This window comes from Myxococcus sp. CA051A (genome assembly GCF_013336705.1).
In the GTDB taxonomy this organism is placed as follows: domain Bacteria; phylum Myxococcota; class Myxococcia; order Myxococcales; family Myxococcaceae; genus Myxococcus; species Myxococcus llanfairpwllgwyngyllgogerychwyrndrobwllllantysiliogogogochensis.
Window position 1 is genome coordinate 190,921 of sequence record NZ_JABUMS010000017.1, and the last position, 17,760, is coordinate 208,680.

The window sequence follows — 17,760 nt, forward strand, 5'->3', positions numbered from 1 at the left end:
CGGAAAGTCAGTCCTCTCTGACCCAGATGCAGTCCATGAGGCTCAAGACCCGCGTCCGTGCCGACCCTGTCCTTGGCTGTGGTGGTGGCATCGTCATCGCCGCCCCATCGAGTCGTCCGTCCTCGGTGAGCTGACTTCAGTCGCCAGCAGGCCGCGTGTCGGCTGTTGGCGACTGTTTTTGTTTCGCAGGTGCCGCATTGCGGCATCGTCAATCTTGACGCCGCCTGGATAAACTTGTTTTTCAGGTCTCAAGAATTGGGTCCATGATGCAGGAATTCCAGTAATGAGGCAGTGATTGCGCTGCATCTCGTCATGGCCATTGCATGGAGCCCCCGAATGGCTGCTGCAACTTGACGTCAAGTTGTCGACCGGTTTCAATTGATACTCCGAGTCCGTGAGGACTGTCCCTCGCGTGAATCGGAAAGCCAGTCCTCACTCACATCAAGGAGCCGTCCATGAAGATCAAGACCCGCGTTCGCGCTGGACCTATCGCCACCTCCGGTGGCCGTGGCTGTGGCGGCGGCATCATCATCGCCGCGCCGCTCGACATCTGACCGCTGTGAGCTGACTTCAGTCGTCGGCGGGTGGTGTCTCACCCGCCGGCGACTGTTTGCATGAGGGACGTGGAAGGTGGCGCATCGCGCCATCCTCGCTTTCGATAGCTCGCGACGATGCGGGAGGCCTGCCCATTGCTCGTGTTGCATTTGAAATCCACGAAGCTTGTGCAACTTGACGGCAAGTAACAATCCGGCTTCAATTCACATCCCGGGTCCGCGAGGTTTGTTCCTCGCGTGAATCGGAAAGCCAGTCCTCACACACGCACAAGGAGCAGTCCATGAAGATCAAGACTCGCGTTCGTGCAGGTCCGATGCAGGCTGACGATGGCACCGTCATCGGTGGTCGTGGCTGTGGCGGCGGCATCATCGTCGCTGCCCCTCTCGACTTCTGAGCGATGAGCTGACTTCAGTCGCCAGCGGACCGGATACCGGCTGCTGGCGACTGTTTCATTCAGGGCCTTCGAGGAGTTGCCACGTGAGTCTGGACGCGGTGTCGCTGGACCCCCATGAGACGCTGTACGTGCCCATGCGGCGTCGCTTCATCAAGGAGTACCTGAACTCATCCGAGGGCCAGCGAGAGCTGCACATCTATTACGGCACCAAGGAGATCTACATCGAGGAGCTGGACCTGCACTCCTTTGGAGAGCAGCTCTGCCTCGAGGACTCCTTCATGGCGGGGGCCGCCACGCGGTGGACGCCGGGAGAGCCGTACCCCTGGGAGCGCGTGAAGGAGCTGCTCGAGGCGCTGCTGGCCGAGGGCATCGTGTCGCGCGAGCCCCCGACGCTCGCTTTCGACAGTGAGACGCATCGGAAGTACCTGGCGTTCGAGGCGCGGCGAGAGGCTCCCACGGAGCCGATGTGGTGGAACCCGGATGCGTCCGACGTCATGCGGAAGCTCACGGGAATCCCCCTGGAGCTGGGCTTCCTGGAGGCGATGCTCCCGGTGTATCGCATCGCGCACCCCGCCATCGACGCGGAGGGGCGGCACATCGGGGAGAGCAACGTCTTCCCTGAAGCCATGCGCATGAAGGTGGAGACGGAGTTCAAGGCCTGCCACTTCGCGGGCAGTCGCTACCGGAACAGCGCGCCGATGAACGTGACGGCGCTCAAGTCGATGATGAAGCACTGGAAGCCGATGATGCACGCGGTGCTCGCGGTGCGTCGGGCGTTCCTGCGCGACGACACCGTGCTTCCGGACGGACGCTGGCGGATGGGAGACCTGCACGCGGTGGCGTGTGCCGTGCTCGCGGTGCCCTCCTTCATGTTGATGCGCGCGAACGACCCGGTGCCCAACGGCACGCTGGACCCGGTCCTGTCGAACATCTACCGGGTGACGGACGGCGTGCGGATGGTGGCGGCCTTCATGCTCTTCCTCCCGGAGGAGCCGATGACGTACGACACGCCCATCTCCTCGGCCGAGCTGCTCTACGTGTCGGACCGCGACAACCACTACCTGTCGACCCGAGGGGTGTGCGCCGGGCCTCCGAACCTGATGGAGGAGTATTTCCAGACGCTGATGGATGGCAGGCCCGTGGCCGGTGAGCCTCCGACTCCCTTCGAATGGGCGAACGACATCGTCCCGGGAGTGGACTACGGGCAGCTGGGGCTCCAGCTCTACTCTCTCCAGTTCAACCTGTGGAGCTACATGTGTCGCGCCTACGAGCACATCCGCGCGGCGGTGCTCAAGGTGGAAGGGGAGTCCGACGGGTTCTGGGGTCGGATGCGCGAGCGGATGGTGCATGACTGGGAGATGATGAGGCCCACGCGCCTGCACACGGCGACGCAGCGCAACTGGGCGGAGGCTCGCTACATCGAGATGTTCGACCGTGCCCAGCGCGGTGTGAGCACCTTCCGGGAAGAGTCGTTGGTTCGCTTGCAGGATGTCTTCACGCCCGTGCATGACGCGGTGTACGAGACCACCCGCGAGCACCTCAGGGGCCTGGTCCGTGAGCGCTCGGGCGCCACCTCGGGGCCGCGCATGGAGCTCGCGGATGCCATCGCGGATGCCACCGCGGAGTATCTGACGCTGGAGCGCTCGGCGCTCCTCGCGCTGGAGAATGTCCAGCGTGAGACCAACGCGCTGCTGAAGCGTCCTCATCCGGAGCGGCGGCTCACCAACAAGGACCTCGCGCTGCACCACCGGATGCGAGCGGGCACCATCGGCGTGCTGCCCTACTTGCTGGACGTGTTCCGGGACGAGCTGGGGGTCGACATCGACAACTCGCCAGAAGGCACCCGGCTGAGCCAGCGCGGCAACGCGGCCTGAGCGGGCTGGAGGGATGGCTGTCCCCGGGAGTGGCCCGCTTCAGGGGCGGCTCCCGGGTCCGGGCCCTCGTCCGAAGGCGTGTGTGGCCGGTGGCCTGACTCCCCGCCGCGGGTGGACACGCGTGGGGGCAGTGACACGGGGGCCCCTTTCTTGTGCCGGTCCGACATACTCCCCGCCTCGCGAGGGTGAGTCCAGGAGAGGGCACGGCACGTGAGTGGTCGGAATGTCATCGTCGTCGGAGGCACGGGCGACATCGGCCGGGCCGTCACGCACAAGCTGCGTGCGGAGGGCCTGAAGGTCCTCTGCGCCGCGAACGACGTGGCGACGGAGACCGAGGACGCGGTGCACGTGGACGTCACGCGTGAGGACTCCGTGGTGTCGATGTTCGACAAGGCGGAGGCGGGGCTCGGTCCCATCTCGGTGCTGGTCAACTGCTCGGGGTTTGGCGTCTTCGCTCCGCTCCACGAGCTGACGCTCGAGGACTGGCGCAAGAGTCTGGAGGTGAACCTGACGGGGACGTTCCTGTGTGCGCGGGAGGCGTTCCGGAGGATGAAGCCCCGGGGTGGGGGGCGGCTCATCCACCTCGGGTCCGTGAGCGACCACCTCACCTTGCCGATGAATGGGGCCTATGCGGCGTCCAAGCACGGGGTGCGAGCGCTGACCGGGGTCTTGAACGAGGAGGGCAAGGCGCTCGGCATCCGGGCGACGCTCCTGTCCCTGGGGGCGGTCTACACGTCCTTCTGGAAGTCCCGGCCGGAGTTCAGTCCCGCGGACATGCTCTCGGTGGACGACGTGGCGCAGTGTATCTGGGAGATTTCCACCAAGCCGTTGAACGTACGGGTCGACGAGGTTCGCCTCGTCCCTCCCCGAGGTGTCCTCTGATGGAGACGCAGTCGAAGCAGGCCCCTGTCGCGGTCGTCACTGGAGCCAGTCGCGGGATTGGCGCGGCCATCGCCACCGAGCTGGCGCGGCAGGGGTTCGAGGTGGTCCTGCTGGCGCGGGACGAGGCGGCGCTGACGCGACTCCAGGAGCGGCTGACCGCGGCTGGGGGGCGTGTGTGGCCGTTGGCCTGTGATTTGGCGGACGAGGGCGCGGTGGGGGTGGCGCTCTCACGGCTCGAGGCGAAGCTGGGGGTGCCGCGAGTGCTCGTGAACAACGCGGGGGTGGGTGGGCCGTTCCACCGCGTGGACGAGGTGAGCACCGCCGAGTGGGAGCAGTTGTTCGACGTGAATGTGAAGGGCGTGCGCAACCTGTGTCAGTGGGCCCTGCCGCGCATGAAGGCCCAGGGGTACGGGCGCATCGTGAACATCGCGTCCATCATGGGGCTCTTTGGTGGGGCGCAGTCGTCCACCTATGCGGCGACCAAGCACGCGGTGGTGGGCTACTCGAAGGCTATCGCCGCCGAGTGGGGGGCGTATGGCATCACCTGCAACGCGCTCTGCCCGGGCTACATCGACACGGAGATGCTGGCGAAGGCGGACCCGGCCGTGCGCGCGCGACTGCTGGAGCGAATCCCCGTGAAGCGGTTCGGGACGCCGGAGGAGGTGGCGGGGATGGTGTCCTTCCTCGTCGGGCCCTTCAGTGGCTACGTGAATGGCAGTGCCGTGGTGATGGATGGCGGCCTGTCGGCGCACCTGGCGTCGGACCTGCCCGCGTTCTGACTCAGTCTCGGAAGGGCTGGATGCCTCGGCTTCGCTTCAGGACGCCTGAAGCGAAGAACCCGCCGCAGGCATCCCGCCGCACGCAGCCCTCGCAGTCCTCGGTGTAGACGTTCTTCCAGTCGGAGATGCTTTTTCTCGCGAAGGGATGAAGCTCGGCGGGCAAGGTGCAGAGCTGGTGGTTGTAGATGGACGTGTTGAGCCCCGCGCGGCTCAGCGTCCTGACAGCGGCGGTGAGCTGGGCCTGGTAGTCGAGCGGGTCCACCCAGAGCATTCCGAGGTTCGTCCTGGCGAACCCCATCAGCTCCAGCCCCATCAGCGCGACATGGTCGACGAACAACAAGTTGCGCGTGATGAAGTCAGCGAGTTGAGGCAGGCGCGAGTACGTCTGCGCGTGGACGACACAACGCAGCTCCACGCGCACGCGGGCGCGCTTGAGGTGGAGGATACCCCGGAGGGTGTCATCGAACGCGCCCAAGGCCTGCACGACGTAGTCATGCTCCTCGGGCAGGTCCGAGTAGAGCGGTATCCCCAGCATGAGGTCGGGGTGCTGAACTTTCGCCACCGCGTGTGCCAGTTCGGCGTCCGCGAAGCCGCGTCCGTTGGTCAGGATATGGACCGAGGTCTGGGGCAGGTAACCCTTCATCCGCTCCAGGAGCTCGAGGAGACGTCCCTTGAGCAGGCTCGGCTCGCCGCCCGTGATTCCAAGCTCGCGAGTCTCCGGGGAGATGAGCGGGAGAGTGGCCATCAGCTCATCGACGAGCCAGGAGTCATCCTGCTTGCGAGGTGGCTGGGAGCACATCAGGCAGTTGTTGTCGCAGCGCTCCGTCACCAGGAACGTGTTCGACGGAGACGCGCGGCGATACAGCGTCGCCAGGGCTCCTCGCTCGGGATGGATGCGGACCACGTCCCCTTCGGCGAGGTAGCGCAGCCCGGGGGCCAGGACGTAGACGTCCCGCAGTCCCGGACTCACCGAGCCGTCATCCAGTAGGAGATACCCCCGGAAGCCCGGAGGAAGGTGCGCCAGCGGACGTCGGACGAGGAGAATCTCCCGTCCGCGTTCGGACTCCGGAAGGTCTGGCTGCTCGCGGATGCGACCGATGAATGGCTCGGGTGAGCGCTCCGAAAGGGACTTCAGCCCGGTAGATGCGAGGTCCAGGGCGGGCATGGCTCAGCGCCACCCCAGGAGGATGTCCCGGGCGCGGGAATCATCCTCGAGCAGCCCAATGAGGTGACGCAGCACGCCCATCTGCTTCTTACAGAAGGCGCTGAACGCCTTATGGCCGACGGCATCTCCCAGCGTCGCCTGGTGGAAGACCGGGTCCGCGCCACAGTAAGGGAGGAACGCGCAGTCACCGCACATGGGGGCGCCCTCCGGCATCGTGTCGCTCAAGTGGGTCAGGAGCGTCTCAGACGTCATGATGGACTCGTAGGAGTCGCGGGAGAGGTGCCCGAGCCGGAAGGAGAAGTCGCCCATCTCCGCGAGCATCCGCCCCTCGTCGGAGGCATACACCGCGCCGTCGTAGTTGTAGACGAGCGCCCCGATTCCGATGCCCGAGGGCGACTGGAGGTCGACATACGTCGAGCCCCTCGGTGAGAAGAGCTTCTGCAGCAGGATGGCGGTGAACTCCTCCTGGAGCGGGTACCCCTGCTCGTTGATGCGAAGGATGTGCGCGAGCCCTCGCTTGTAGAACTCGACCCAGGCCTCGACGCCGTACTGGCGCGAGGCGCGTTGGCGGACGGCGAACCCATACGGGCTGACGTTCCTCAGGAAGATGCCGTGGAAGCCCTGGCGCACGTACTCGTCGATGATGTCCTCGACGCGCTCCAGGCTCGCCTGGGTCGTCGTCATCAGGGCGGAGACCGCGTCTGGCCCGAGCGTCTGCCTCGCCCGTCGAATCGCATCGATGGTCCGTTGATGGCTGTCCCCGCCACGCACCGGTCGCTGGGCGTTGTGCAGGGCCTCGGGCCCATCCAGGGACGTGGAGAGCAGCACACCATGCTCCCGGCAGAAGGCCAGCACCTCATCCGTGAGCCGCGAGAGGTTGCTCGCGATGACGAACTGGAGGTCCCTGCCATGCACCTGATTCAGAGCCTTGGCGCGCTCGACGATGTAGCGGATGCGCTCGAAGTGGAGCAGCGGCTCGCCGCCCTGGAACTCGATCTTGAGGGCTGGGGACGGACTGCGAAACATGAAGTTGAGCGCTTGGTCGGCGTGCTCTTGCGACATGTCGAAGTCGAGGCGTCCCTCGGCCTGCCGCGACACCTGACAATAGGGGCAGGAGTGGTCGCAGCGCAGGGTGACGACGAAGATGTGCAGCCCGGTGAAGGACGCGAGCTGCTCCGCGCGGGTCCGATACTTCAGCGCGAGCAGCTCGAGCGCAACGCGCGAGTACTCGTCGAACATGAAGTGCCTGGACTTGAGCGACTTGTAGGCCTCCCGGTCCGGTGGCAGCGCATGGCTGATGAACTCGACCAGCTCCTCGCGGGGCAGCACCACGTATTCGCCCACGTCGTTCGTGGCGATGTAGCGCGAGCCGTCCAGTGGGCTGAATCGGAAGGGCGCCAGTTGGTATCCCCGAGAGGACTGGTACCTGGAGCGGTCATGGAACATGGGGTGCGAAGCCCTCAATCCTGGCGAATCAGGTCGGTGCGCGAGAAGGCCTGGGCGATAATCAGCGCGCGGAGGGCGCGCGTCTCGTCGCCCACCTGCTCGCGCAGCTCCTGGTCCAGCAGCTCCTGGAAGAACAGCCGCGCGGTCTCCAGCGCATCCTGCTCGATGATGGTCGGTCCGAAGACGAAGCGGACGGGAAGCCTGTCTGCCTCGGGTGAGCCGAGCACGGCGGTGCATCGCTCCGCGAAGCGATAGGCGGACTTCTGTATCGCCGTGAGCCGGTAGACCCGAAGGTCGAGGACGGTCTGGATGGCACCGTCGCGGAAGATGAATGGTGGCGGGGCTTCGGGTTCCTTCGTTGTCACGTGTCTGCTCCCAATCCCATCGCTACCACTCAATCGTGACATCGCCCATCTGCCCCGCGACCAGGTCCACCTCGACGGTGGTGGTGCCAAGGAAGCGGTTCTCGATGCGGACCACGTGTTTGCCCGCCGCCAGTCGCATGAGAGACGTCACGTCCTGCCCCGCGGGCTTGTCGTCGACGAAGATGCGTCCCCCGGGAAAGACAACGAAGGACACCATCGCGGGCTTGGGCGGTGGAGGCGGCGGCTCTGGCTCTGCGGCGGGAGCGGAGTAGCCACCGCCGTAGCTCCGGCTTCGGCTCCCGGAGTAGTGGCTTCGATGTGAGGAGTGGGAGCGGTGCGAGCGATGCCCCGCGAGGAGAATCTGCCCGCTGGTGGGTGGGACGACGAGGAGCAGTTCGTCACGCGCTTCCTCTTCATCGCGTTGTCGCCAGGTGGGCTGGGCGACCTGGACCTCGATACCTGGAACGAGCAGACCCGAGGGTGCCGCGCCGCCGAGCAGTCCCATGAGTGCCGCGCTGACGGAGAGCAGCCGTGGAGGTTTCGGATTCATGGCTTCACCTCTCCGATGCGCAGCTCCATCAAGTAGGTACTGCTCCACCGCGCCACGATGGTCACCCCTCCGTCCTTCCAGGTGGTCTGGGTGGGTGATTTGCCTCCTCGGAGCTGCGGTGGCGTGGGCAGCTCGACAGGATGCCCCATGACACGTGAGAGCAGCTCCTTCGTGGTCGCCGTGTGCTTCAAGTTGTTGAGCACGCGTGAACTCTTGTCCGCGCCCACCAGGTACGCACCGGCGCAGCGTCCATCCTTCAGCGCGCAGTAGAGGGCGACGGAGTCCGTCGTCTTCGTCAGGAGGCTTGTGTCGCTACCGGTCGTCAGTTGAAGCAGAGAGATGGCCACGGCGCGCTCGGCGCCGATGAGGGGAATCCGCTCCCGTTCCTCCCGGGTCCATGTAGCGGCTTGTCGTGCGCGCTCCCCTAGATCCGCATCGGACGGAGTCTCACCCAGTTCGGTGGTAAGCGCGCGAGTCTTGTCGAGATGCAGGAGCCACTCCAAGGTCATCACCTTGGGACGCGGCTTTGGCGACAACTGCTCCACGAGTGTCGCGCGCACCTGTCCGAGGCGTTGCTCCCGGCCTGGTGTGGACTCGGCGCGAAGCGCGGCGCCTAGGGTCTTCCACCGGCAAGCCTCCGTCGAACAGGCCTCGTACTCCGTTTCGAGGATGTTCGCGGTCAGCACGCCGACGTCCTTCGAGAAATCCTGTTCGAGCGCGGGCCTGGCGATGGAGAGCACCTCCAGGGCGGAGGCCGGCTCCTTGCGTGCGAGGGATTGGAGGACCTGCCGCCGAGTGAGCTCAAGGAGGCGCTGGTTGACCTTCGCCCGCTGCGGAGAGCCTGACTTCAACAAAACGGCATCCTCGACGACCTCTTTCACGGTCTCCGCGCGGAGCGCATGGGCGAGATGGAGTTCGGACCAGATTGGCTGAAGAGCGGGGTCCTCGGGTTTGCCCAGCGCGAGCAGTTCCTTGTTCGCGGCGTCGAGGCGTCCCGCCCAGATATGGCGCAGGGCATCAGCGAGTCTTGGCTCCGAAGCCTGCGCCACGAAACCGGCCGCGAGCGCGTACACAGCCAGGCCGATGCTCCGGCGGCGAGTCTTCCGCTTCCTGCCCAGGGTCCAGTCCCGGACCAGGTGCTCGGCCACAATCGCGAACCCACCGAGCGAGACACACAGCGCTACCAGCCAGCCGTTCCAGAAGTAGGAGCCTCGAATGAGGTAGAGGAACGGAACCCCCACCGCCAGCGCGAGGAGGACCAGCCGTGCCGCGAAGACCTTCCGGGCCCGCGCCGCGAACTGTCGGTCCGCGGAGACGGGTGGTGCCAGCATCCGCTGCCCCTCGAACTGAACCGTCGTGGGGAGCGCATCCGCGATGGAGTAGGAGACCCGCGCGGCGGGCGCTTCGAAGACCTGGAAGAGCTGGCTGGTGATGCGCTCCTGGAGTTTGAGCGCGATTCGGGTCTTCCCCCAGTGCTCCTGGAGCCAATCCTCGGGGAGATGAGGCGCGACCTTATCCTGTGACAGCGCACCGTTCGCGCTGATTTCTCCCAGGAGCTTCGCGTCTTTCTCCATTCCCACCGTTGTCCACGGCAAGCCACGCAGTGTCTCGTCCTCCGTCATCACCAGGAGGTCGAAGCGGACCGACTCGACGAACTCGAGCCAGCGCTGCTCACGACCATGCCCCAGGCACGGCGAGCAGGACACCCGCCCCGAATTGCAGCCGCTACAGGAGACGGTGCCCCGCGCATCACATGACCTGCAGTTCATGAGTCGGCGCGAGCCATTCGAAGCGTAGCCGTAGGCCTTCCGTGTGCCGTTACAGTTCGAGCAACGGACGTCCCCACTCCCGCCACATCTGGAGCAGGGAATCGAGCCTGGGCCCCCGCACGCTGAACAGGGAAGGATGGAGAGGCTGCTCTCGTGGAGGCTCTCCCGAGTCTCCAACCAGGGGTCGACGCTGTCGGCCTTTCGCCTCAAACCCGTGACAGGCGGTGAGCCCCGAGTGGGGCCGTCTTTCCACACGACCTTCCGCTCGGTGATGGTTGTGTAGAGCCGGCAGGCCCTCCGCACCTTCGGCTCCACGGAGCGGATGAAGTCCGTGGGATTGGAGGGCGCCACGGGCAGGCTTCGCGTCCAGGTGGCGAAGGCCTGGGTGGCGGCGTGCTGGATGGCAGCGGCGTCCACAGGGAGAGCCGGGTCGGCGGCCTGAGATTCGTGGGAAGGACGACTCATGGGTGACAAGGCCTCTCCATGAAGGGCTTCATTGCAACACCCGCTGCGCCGCGCGCCACGCACCCTGGACATCCAGGTACCGAGCCGCGTAGTCACGCGCCAGCAGGTCTTCCGGCACGAAGCCGTCATGTTTCTCGAGCGCCATGTTGGCCACGTGGGTCGTGAGGGCTTCTGCCCGAGGAGGCCCCTCCGCCACGAGTCCACGCAGGGCGCCTTCCACGTCCGACTGCATCGCCTCCACGCTCAAGACGGCACCGAGCGGCTCCACCGACAGTCCACGCGCCTGGAGCGACAGCGCCAGCGTGTGTACCACCGCGTCACCGGCCCACGGGAAGACATGGACCTCCCGGCCGGAGGTGATGATGGACCGCTCGGAGAGCCCCCATCGCTGGAAGGTCGCCCGAGCCTCCGCCAGCAGCTCTTGCGCACGCGCATCCAGGTAGCGGGGAATGCCGTCACCGGCATAGACGGCCCGCATCTGTTCCCGGACGCGGTCATGCACGCCGCCGACACCAGTGGACTCGAACATGGGAACGCGCCCAGCGGGGGCGGGCTCCAACTCCACGACCTTTTCGTCGCCCTGCACGGCGAGCACGCGCCACCGTCGTCCGCCGAAGATGAGGTACGTGCCGACGAAGAGCGGCTGGTCGATGGGCATCGTGCCCAGCGTGCGACCCGAGGCCACCAGCCGGAACTCCTCCACCGAGGCGAAGGCCGCATAGAAGCTGTACTGGTTGACGATCCGCTCGCCCACCCGGCCCAGAAGCAGCGTCCCATCCGAGGACTGTGAGAGCAGCTCACGCTGTCCCAATCCCCGCAGGAAGTGCACGAAGTCCTCGCGTGACACCCGCGCGAAAGGACCCGCCTGGCACAACGCGGAGAAGGCCTCGCCCGCCTTGACGCCGCCATGCTGAGCGATGAGTGAGAGCAGCTGCTGGACCAGCGTGGAGAAGTGGAAGGCGCCCGAGGCGGGAGGCTCGAACCAGTTCGTCAGCAGCAGCTCGAGCATGGCGACCGATTGAACCAGGCGCATGCGGAGTTGGTCCGGCAGGGGACTCGTCTTCGTCAGCTCCGCCTCCTGGAGATACAACCGGAGCACGGCGGGTCCACCCTTACGTCCGCTGCGTCCCAGGCGCTGACGAAGGCTGGCCACCGAGGGAGGTACGCCCACCTGCGCGATGCTCTGCACGGCGCCCACGTCGATGCCCATCTCTAGTGTGGTGGTGCATACGAGGTTGACGGGCCGCTGCCTCGCCTTGAGCGCGGCCTCCGCCTCCTCGCGCAGCTCCTTGGAGAGGTTGCCGTGGTGGGGGAAGAACTCGTTGGGCAATTGCGCCTGTTCGCACATGCGGCGCAGGAGGTCCGCGTAGAGCTCGACGTTCGCCCGGCTGTTGGCGAACACGAGATTGTGCGTCCCTCTCAGCGTCTTGAAGAGGTGCGCTCCCACGTCGTGCTCATCCTCGGGCAGCCCGTCGGAGGACTCCTCGTCCTCTCCAGGGGCCAGCCGCCTGGCATCCGGAGTTCGCTTGCGATAGCCCCTGAGCTGGAGGAGCAGCTCTCCGCCGCCGGAGTCGGAGTTGCACAGGCGGACCTTCTCCCCGGCGCCAGGGCGGAGGAACTCCGCGGCCAGGGTCATGTCGCCCAGCGTGGCGCTGAGGCCCACGCGAGGCACGTTGCGGCGCAGGGTCAGCTCGACACGGTGCAGGAGCGACTGGAGCTGGCATCCCCGCTCGGTGCCGATGAAGGCATGCAGCTCGTCGATGACGATGTGCTCCAACGAGGAGAACAGGCTGGCGAGAGCGGAGCCCTGGCGGATGAAGAGCGCTTCGAGCGACTCGGGGGTGATGAGGAGGATGCCCGCCGGGGACTTGAGCAGCCGCGCCTTGTGGCCCTGAGACACGTCCCCGTGCCAGCGATGCACGGCAATCCCCAACCCGTCGCAGAGTCCGTCGAGTCGCTCGAACTGGTCGTTGATGAGCGCCTTGAGCGGGCCGATGTAGATGGCGCGTACGCTGCCGCCGGAGTCCTCCGCCAGCCGGCTGCAGATGGGCAGGAAGGCGGCCTCCGTCTTTCCACTGGCCGTCGACGCCGAGAGGATGACGTCTTGCGTCCCCTCGATGATGGGCGCAATCGCGACCTCCTGGATGCCGCGCAGCTCCTTCCACCCTTGGGTCCACACCCAGCGCTGCACCTTGGGGTGCAACCGGTGAAAGGAGCCTGACGCGGAGCCGCTCGGGTCAGAGCTTGAAGGATGCGAGCTCATCATCTGCTCCGGCCGTCAGGCTTCCTGCCTCCGCCTCGGTCAGGGGAGCGAGGTCGGGGTTGACGTCCACGGCGAGTTGCACGCCTCCGAGCAGCTCCTTCCAGTCCGCGGTCGGATTCTGTTCGAGGACGGCCAGGAGGTTGATGAAGGCTGTCACGGTGCTCCGGGGCGTGCGGAAGTACGCCTCGCCGATGCGCTCGGAGCAGTGGGTCATGAAGCTGTGGAGCCCCTCATCGGGCAGGCGCTGCGTGGACGTATCGCCCGTGGAGTAGACGTGCCGAAGCTTGGTGAGCAGGACGTAGAGGTCCTCGGGGGTGAGGTTGGCCAGCCTGAGCACGGGAGAGCTGTAGTCGACGAGGTTGCCCACGGCGAAGGTGTTCTGGGCCAGCCGCGACTGGAGGGCCTCGTAGCTGTAGAGGCCCTTGCGGGTGTCCATGAGGAACTCGGGCGTTCCTCCCAGGATGAAGCCCAGGCCCTCGGCGGTGCCCTGGAGACAATCATTGAGGATGCGGAGGATCTGCTCGTAGTTGGAGGCGCGGGCCTTGGTGTTGGCCATCTTGTAGAGATTGACCAGCTCATCCAGGCACACCATCAGGCCGTCGTAGCCGGACAGTCGGACGAAGCGCGCCAACAGCTTCAACTGGTCGTAGACATCCGCGTCGTCGATGATGGTGCGGACCCCCAGCGACTTGCGTGCATCGGTGCGGGTGGAGAACTCGCCGCGCAGCCACTTCACGGCGTCGGCCTTGAGCACCTCGTTCCCGCTGTCATGGCCGCGCCAGTAGGCCGCGATGACCTCCGCGAAGTCGTAGCCGCCCACCAGCTCCGAGAGCGCCGCGAGCTTCTCCCTGATGACAGCCTCGGGGTTCAGGTTCCGGCTCTTCGCGTCCGTGAGGGCGCCGGAGACGAAGCGCTCCACAACGCTGGCGAGCGCTCCCCCCTCGGGCTTGGCCCGGGTGGCCATGTTGCGCATCAGCTCCGCGTACAGGCTGCGAGCCTTCCCATCCGTCGCGTGCAACCGCCGGTCGGGGTTGAGGTCCGCGTGCAGTGTGACGAGGCGCTTCTCCAGCGCGATGGAGCGGATGAGGTTGAGGAAGAACGTCTTGCCGGAGCCGTACTCGCCGATGACGAAGCGGATGGCGCTTCCGCCCTCGGCGATGCGCTCCACGTCGCGGACCAGTGCTCGGACTTCTTCGACTCGGCCTACCTGGATGTGTTGCTGTCCCACGCGAGGCACGACGCCCGCGCGCAGCGACTGGACGATGGCATCCCGATCCTTCGGCCTGATGCGTCCCTGGAGCGTCGCGTCCGTCATGACATCATCTCCCGTGCTGCCTGCTCATTGAGCTGAAGGGTTTCGTCGCCTTCGAGGACGGGTTCGCCGCACACCTCGAAGGCCGCGTCGTTGATGACATCCAGCGCGCCGTCCGTGAGCAGTCCGAGCCCGCCGGCGAGCTTCTCCACTTCGGAGCGAGGCCACTCCGTCTTCGCGACGAGGGAGCGCAGCAGGGAGGTGTGGAGGGAGTCCAGGCCCGCGACGCCAGGTTCCACCGGGGCGGGGGTCGATGGGACGGCGGGTGGCGGTGTTTCCTCCTCGGCGAAGATGCTGCCCAGGAGGCTGGAGACCGCGGCGGTTTCCGCGAGCTTCGCCTGCACGCTGCGCATGTCGAGCGCCAGCCGTTCGCCTTTCTCGGGAGGAGGCCCGGGGATGGTGAAGCCCTGCTCGGGTGCTCCGGCGAGCCGCATTGAGACGGGCTCCGTCGCCGCCGTGGGCCGCATTGCCGTGGCGGCGTGGACGCGGGAGTAGACGCTGGCCTCGTCGAGTCCCAGCATCGCGTAGAGCTTCGACAGCGTCTTGAGCTCCTGGGGTGACACGTTGCCGTCCGCCACGGCGACCTCAATCAAGAGATTGCCCAGCGAGGTGCGGGCCTCGGGAGCCAGCGCCTCCACGCGCTTTTTGTGGCCCGCGTTGGAGGCGGGCCTCGCGAGCAGCCAGGCGACATGCGCCTTGAGTCGGGTCTTCTCGGAGGCGAGCAGTCCCTGGGCCGCCTCTACCATGGCCTCCATGCGCGTGGTCTCGTCCGTCGACACGGTTCCATCCGCGGTCGCCACGGCGGCGGCGAGGTGGAGCATCGCGAGCGCGGACAGGTAGTCGCCGGAAGGCGCGCTCGGTGACTCAGGATGCAGTGTGAAGACGTGGGCGGACTCGTCGGGGGCAAGCACGGCGCCGCCCATGCGAGGGTCGGGCTCCATGCCGTAGCCCAGCTTCTCCAGGGCCTGGGCCAACCCCACGGCCTCGGACTTGGAGAGCTTCCCAGAGGTCGCGGTGGGCCAGTGCTTGAGGAGGTCGGCGGCGGCCACGGGCGCGGAGGTGTTGCTCCCGAGCGATTGCTGCAACAGCGCGCGGAGCGCCTGCACGTCCGAGCCTCCCTGCATCGTAGACGTCAGCTCGTCGGGGAGCAGCGCCAGGGCGCTCATGCTGTTGCGCGCGTCGGGGTTCTTCCCCACCCAGCGGCTGTAGGACTCGAGCGACTCGCAGCAGTCCTCGACGAGCGCGCGCACGGGCTTGAGCGACGTCTCGGAGGCCTCGGTGACGGAGGCCGACGCCAGCCGCACCATGCCCGCGAAGGAGGCGCTCGCGGGTTCGTAGCGGGCCTCCACCCTCGACTTCTTGGCGCGAGGGACGATGCCCGTGCCATGGTCTCGCTGGTAGCGCGCGCGGAAGAGGGCCTGGAACTCCTCGGGGCAGCGTGTGGCGGGGGTTCGCAGTTTGGTGTCACTGGTCTCCACGGCCCAGGCGAGGGCCCAGTCCGCAGGGAGCGGCAGCCCCTTGGACGCGGCGGTGCCCACGGCCATGCGCACATCGAACGAGGCCGCGCCGGCATGGCGCAGCGTGAACTGGGGCGTCTCCTTCAGCAGTCCATCTTCGCCAGCGCGGCGCACGCGCAGGACGTCGAGAAAGGCCGACGCGTAGGTACGGAAAGAGTTGTTCTCCTCGTGGATCTTGAGCAGGGCCTGGACCTCTTCTTCGATGAGGCGGGCCTCGGCGAGCGCCGCTGCGTCCGTGCCCAGCTCGATGAGCACTCGCCGCTCCAGCCCGTAGAAGAACAGGAAGACATAGCCGATATAGGCATGGGCATTGCGGCGACCACTCGCGAGCCACTCCAGATAGCCCGCGCGGGAAGCGGGAGAAATGTCCGAGTAGGAGGGCCAGTACGTCATACCCTGTCCATCGCGGTTGGGCCGTGAGGCCACTTCGAGACTCGGGTTGATGAGCGCGGGCTCGGTGCCGGGCGCATTCACGGCGCGCAGCCGCGAGCCCACGTACACCATGCCGTCCTTCAGCTTGTAACCAGCGACCTCGATGACCTCTCTTGGTGGAATCCAACCGGTCTTGAGCGGAGTGGGTGGCCACAGCGTGGGACCGGGGGTCGCCTGCGTCGCGACAGGCGCCACGGGGGGAGTGGCTCCTGCCTTGGGCACTGGAGTCACGGACCGCATGGGCGCGGCCGGTGCGGGCTCGACGGGCTTCGCGACCGGAGCGGAGGCCGTCATCGTGAATGCCGAGGGCGGGGGCGTCGCGGGTGGCGGAGGCGCGGGACGTGGTGCCACCAGCATCGGCTCATCCGGGATACGGACCATGAGCCCTGGGGAGACTCTGGGCGCGCTCACGGTTTCGAAGCGCAGCGCGATGGTGGCGGCAGGTGGGGCGGAGTGAGAGGCGGGAGAAGGAGCGGGAGCAGGAGCGACGATGGCGCCTGACAGTTGCGCGGCCTTCCAGCGCTTGTTGAGCTTGTTGAGCCAGACAATGCCGCCCCAGGCCCCCAGACCCAGGACGACCATGAAGCACAGCGTTCCCCTGGCCCCGTCTGACTGAGCGGCGGCCACCAGGGTCGGCAGCGCCCGCATCCATACGGCCATTGTGTCGCTCCCCGCCGGGCGCCGAAGGACGGCTACCGCACACGTCTGATGGTACCAGCCCTGGTCAGGGTAATGGGATGCAGGCGCGAGCGTGAGGGGAAAGGCTCAATGGCTCATCACCCCGGAGAGGTATTCCCATCGGGGCGTTCGTGACCCATCGTGGGTCGGGCAAGTGTGCGCCTGAAGTCGGCCGCCCCTTGATTGACAGACTTCGTTTGATGGTCCCTGCTCACGCACTCTGGAGGTATGCGATGCCGCTTCCGCTCATTCCCGCCGCGCTCCTGCTCGCAGGTCTCTTTGGCTATGGCGCCAAGAAAAGCTACGACGGCATCGATCGCATGAAGGACGCCAAGGATATTGGCGAGGAGGCTCAGGCGCGCCATGAAGAGGCGGTTCAACGGCTGGAGGGAGCGCGCGGCGCGCTCCAACGTCAGTTGGATGCCCTGGCCTCTCAGCGAGATGGCGTTGTCGCCACGACCTTCCGTCGTCTCTTCGACTTCCTCGAACAGATGAATCAAAAGGCCCGCATCGAGGCCTTGGAGCACCTGGGGCGAGTGGGAGTGAGTCGGGAATCCGTCCGCGAGTTCGCCGTGCAATATCTCGAAGCCGGCGGCACGCTGTCGGGCTCGGTCGCGGCGGCCGTGACAGGCGCGGGAGCGAGCGCGCTGACCACGGGGCTGGTCACCAGCTTCGCCACGGCTGGAACGGGGGCCGCGTTGTCGGGGCTGACGGGCGCCGCGGCGAACAGCGCCCTGCTGGCCTGGCTTGGAGGGGGCTCGCTTGCCGCAGGCGGCTGGGGTGTGGCTGGAGGCACCGCAATCCTCGGAGGCATCGCGGTGGCTCCCGCGATGGCCGTTGTTGGTTTCGTCATGGCCCGTCAGGGAGAGAAAGCCAGAACGAAGGCTCTGGCCTATGCGGAGGACGTCAATGAACAGGTCGCGCGCATCGATGCGGCCATCGCTCTGCTGGCGCGGGCGGGAGTGCGCGTGGACGAATTGGGCGGTGTTCTTGGCGCTCTCGACCAGCGAACAGGTCGGGCCATCGACGCCCTCTGGGAGTTGGCGAAGTGTTTCGACACCGAGAACGATGGGCATCTGGCTCGGTTCGCCACGGCCATGCAACTGGCGAAGGCGGAGAGCGAGCTGATGCGGGTGCCGCTCTTCACCGAGGGCGGAGACCTCAACACCCAGTTGGAGGCCCTGCTAAGAGGACCTAACAAAAGTCAGGGCTGGGGTGGCCACCGACGAAGGGCATCCCCAGCTTGAGTGCATGGTCCGCGAACTCGTTCCCGACGCCTTCTGGCAGCGTGTGGCGCCGCTGCTGCCTCCGCCG

Annotated in this window: 12 protein-coding genes; 4 read left to right on the plus strand and 8 right to left on the minus strand. The window is 66.6% G+C overall.

Annotation, left to right across the window (positions count from 1 at the left end; translation table 11 throughout):
- Nucleotides 1–1,032 precede the first annotated feature (1,032 nt).
- From HUA74_RS36410 to HUA74_RS36420, 3 genes are all read left to right on the plus strand, one after another.
- Nucleotides 1,033–2,823 (plus strand): hypothetical protein, encoded by a 1,791-nt coding sequence (locus tag HUA74_RS36410; protein WP_174458252.1) that lies wholly within the window; start codon nt 1,033–1,035, stop codon nt 2,821–2,823.
- A 210-nt stretch (nt 2,824–3,033) separates the two neighbouring features.
- Nucleotides 3,034–3,705 (plus strand): SDR family oxidoreductase, encoded by a 672-nt coding sequence (locus tag HUA74_RS36415; RefSeq protein ID WP_174458253.1) that lies wholly within the window; start codon nt 3,034–3,036, stop codon nt 3,703–3,705.
- Nucleotides 3,705–4,484: an SDR family NAD(P)-dependent oxidoreductase gene (locus HUA74_RS36420; protein ID WP_174458254.1), complete on the plus strand. Its 780-nt coding sequence runs from the start codon at nt 3,705–3,707 to the stop codon at nt 4,482–4,484. Before HUA74_RS36415 ends, HUA74_RS36420 begins: the two co-directional genes overlap by 1 nt.
- Nucleotide 4,485: 1 nt before the next feature.
- Here HUA74_RS36420 and hxsC read toward each other — a convergent pair whose 3' ends face one another.
- The 8 genes from hxsC to HUA74_RS36460 all read right to left on the minus strand — a co-directional run bounded on the left by hxsC (nt 4,486) and on the right by HUA74_RS36460 (nt 16,428).
- Nucleotides 4,486–5,649 (minus strand): His-Xaa-Ser system radical SAM maturase HxsC, encoded by a 1,164-nt coding sequence (gene hxsC / locus HUA74_RS36425; protein ID WP_174458255.1) that lies wholly within the window; start codon nt 5,647–5,649, stop codon nt 4,486–4,488.
- Nucleotides 5,650–5,652: 3 nt separating this feature from the next.
- Nucleotides 5,653–7,095, minus strand: a complete 1,443-nt coding sequence (gene hxsB, locus HUA74_RS36430) for a His-Xaa-Ser system radical SAM maturase HxsB (RefSeq protein WP_141645641.1) — start codon at nt 7,093–7,095, stop codon at nt 5,653–5,655.
- 14 nt (nt 7,096–7,109) lie between these two features.
- Entirely contained in the window at nt 7,110–7,460 is a 351-nt protein-coding gene (hxsD, locus tag HUA74_RS36435) for a His-Xaa-Ser system protein HxsD (protein ID WP_246137458.1), read from the minus strand.
- A gap of 22 nt (nt 7,461–7,482) precedes the next feature.
- Complete coding sequence (locus tag HUA74_RS45250) at nt 7,483–8,010, minus strand: hypothetical protein (RefSeq protein ID WP_217443657.1); 528 nt, start codon at nt 8,008–8,010, stop codon at nt 7,483–7,485.
- On the minus strand, nt 8,007–9,779 hold the full coding sequence (locus HUA74_RS36445; protein WP_141645639.1) for a hypothetical protein: 1,773 nt from the start codon (nt 9,777–9,779) through the stop codon (nt 8,007–8,009). Before HUA74_RS36445 ends, HUA74_RS45250 begins: the two co-directional genes overlap by 4 nt.
- A gap of 493 nt (nt 9,780–10,272) precedes the next feature.
- Entirely contained in the window at nt 10,273–12,423 is a 2,151-nt protein-coding gene (locus HUA74_RS36450) for a DEAD/DEAH box helicase (protein WP_217443658.1), read from the minus strand.
- A 58-nt stretch (nt 12,424–12,481) separates the two neighbouring features.
- Nucleotides 12,482–13,822 carry an ATP-binding protein gene (locus HUA74_RS36455; protein ID WP_141645638.1) on the minus strand — a complete coding sequence of 447 codons (1,341 nt, stop codon included), beginning with the start codon at nt 13,820–13,822 and terminating at the stop codon, nt 12,482–12,484.
- A complete protein-coding gene (locus tag HUA74_RS36460) occupies nt 13,819–16,428 on the minus strand; it encodes a TerB N-terminal domain-containing protein (RefSeq protein ID WP_174458257.1) in 2,610 nt (869 codons plus the stop codon). The genes HUA74_RS36455 and HUA74_RS36460 overlap by 4 nt, the downstream gene beginning before the upstream one ends.
- A 251-nt stretch (nt 16,429–16,679) precedes the next feature.
- Here HUA74_RS36460 and HUA74_RS36465 point away from each other — a divergent pair, with 251 nt between their 5' ends.
- A complete protein-coding gene (locus tag HUA74_RS36465) occupies nt 16,680–17,693 on the plus strand; it encodes a hypothetical protein (RefSeq protein WP_174458258.1) in 1,014 nt (337 codons plus the stop codon).
- Nucleotides 17,694–17,760 lie beyond the last annotated feature (67 nt).

Bases quoted from the DNA above. Each gene is read 5' to 3' on its own strand.
- HUA74_RS36420 (WP_174458254.1), top strand. From the start codon at position 3,705: ATGGAGACGCAGTCGAAGCAGGCCCCTGTCGCGGTCGTCACTGGAGCC.
- hxsC (WP_174458255.1), bottom strand. From the start codon at position 5,649: ATGCCCGCCCTGGACCTCGCATCTACCGGGCTGAAGTCCCTTTCGGAG.
- hxsB (WP_141645641.1), bottom strand. From the start codon at position 7,095: ATGTTCCATGACCGCTCCAGGTACCAGTCCTCTCGGGGATACCAACTG.
- HUA74_RS45250 (WP_217443657.1), bottom strand. From the start codon at position 8,010: ATGAATCCGAAACCTCCACGGCTGCTCTCCGTCAGCGCGGCACTCATG.
- HUA74_RS36445 (WP_141645639.1), bottom strand. From the start codon at position 9,779: ATGAACTGCAGGTCATGTGATGCGCGGGGCACCGTCTCCTGTAGCGGC.
- HUA74_RS36455 (WP_141645638.1), bottom strand. From the start codon at position 13,822: ATGACGGACGCGACGCTCCAGGGACGCATCAGGCCGAAGGATCGGGAT.
- HUA74_RS36460 (WP_174458257.1), bottom strand. From the start codon at position 16,428: ATGGCCGTATGGATGCGGGCGCTGCCGACCCTGGTGGCCGCCGCTCAG.
- HUA74_RS36465 (WP_174458258.1), top strand. From the start codon at position 16,680: ATGCCGCTTCCGCTCATTCCCGCCGCGCTCCTGCTCGCAGGTCTCTTT.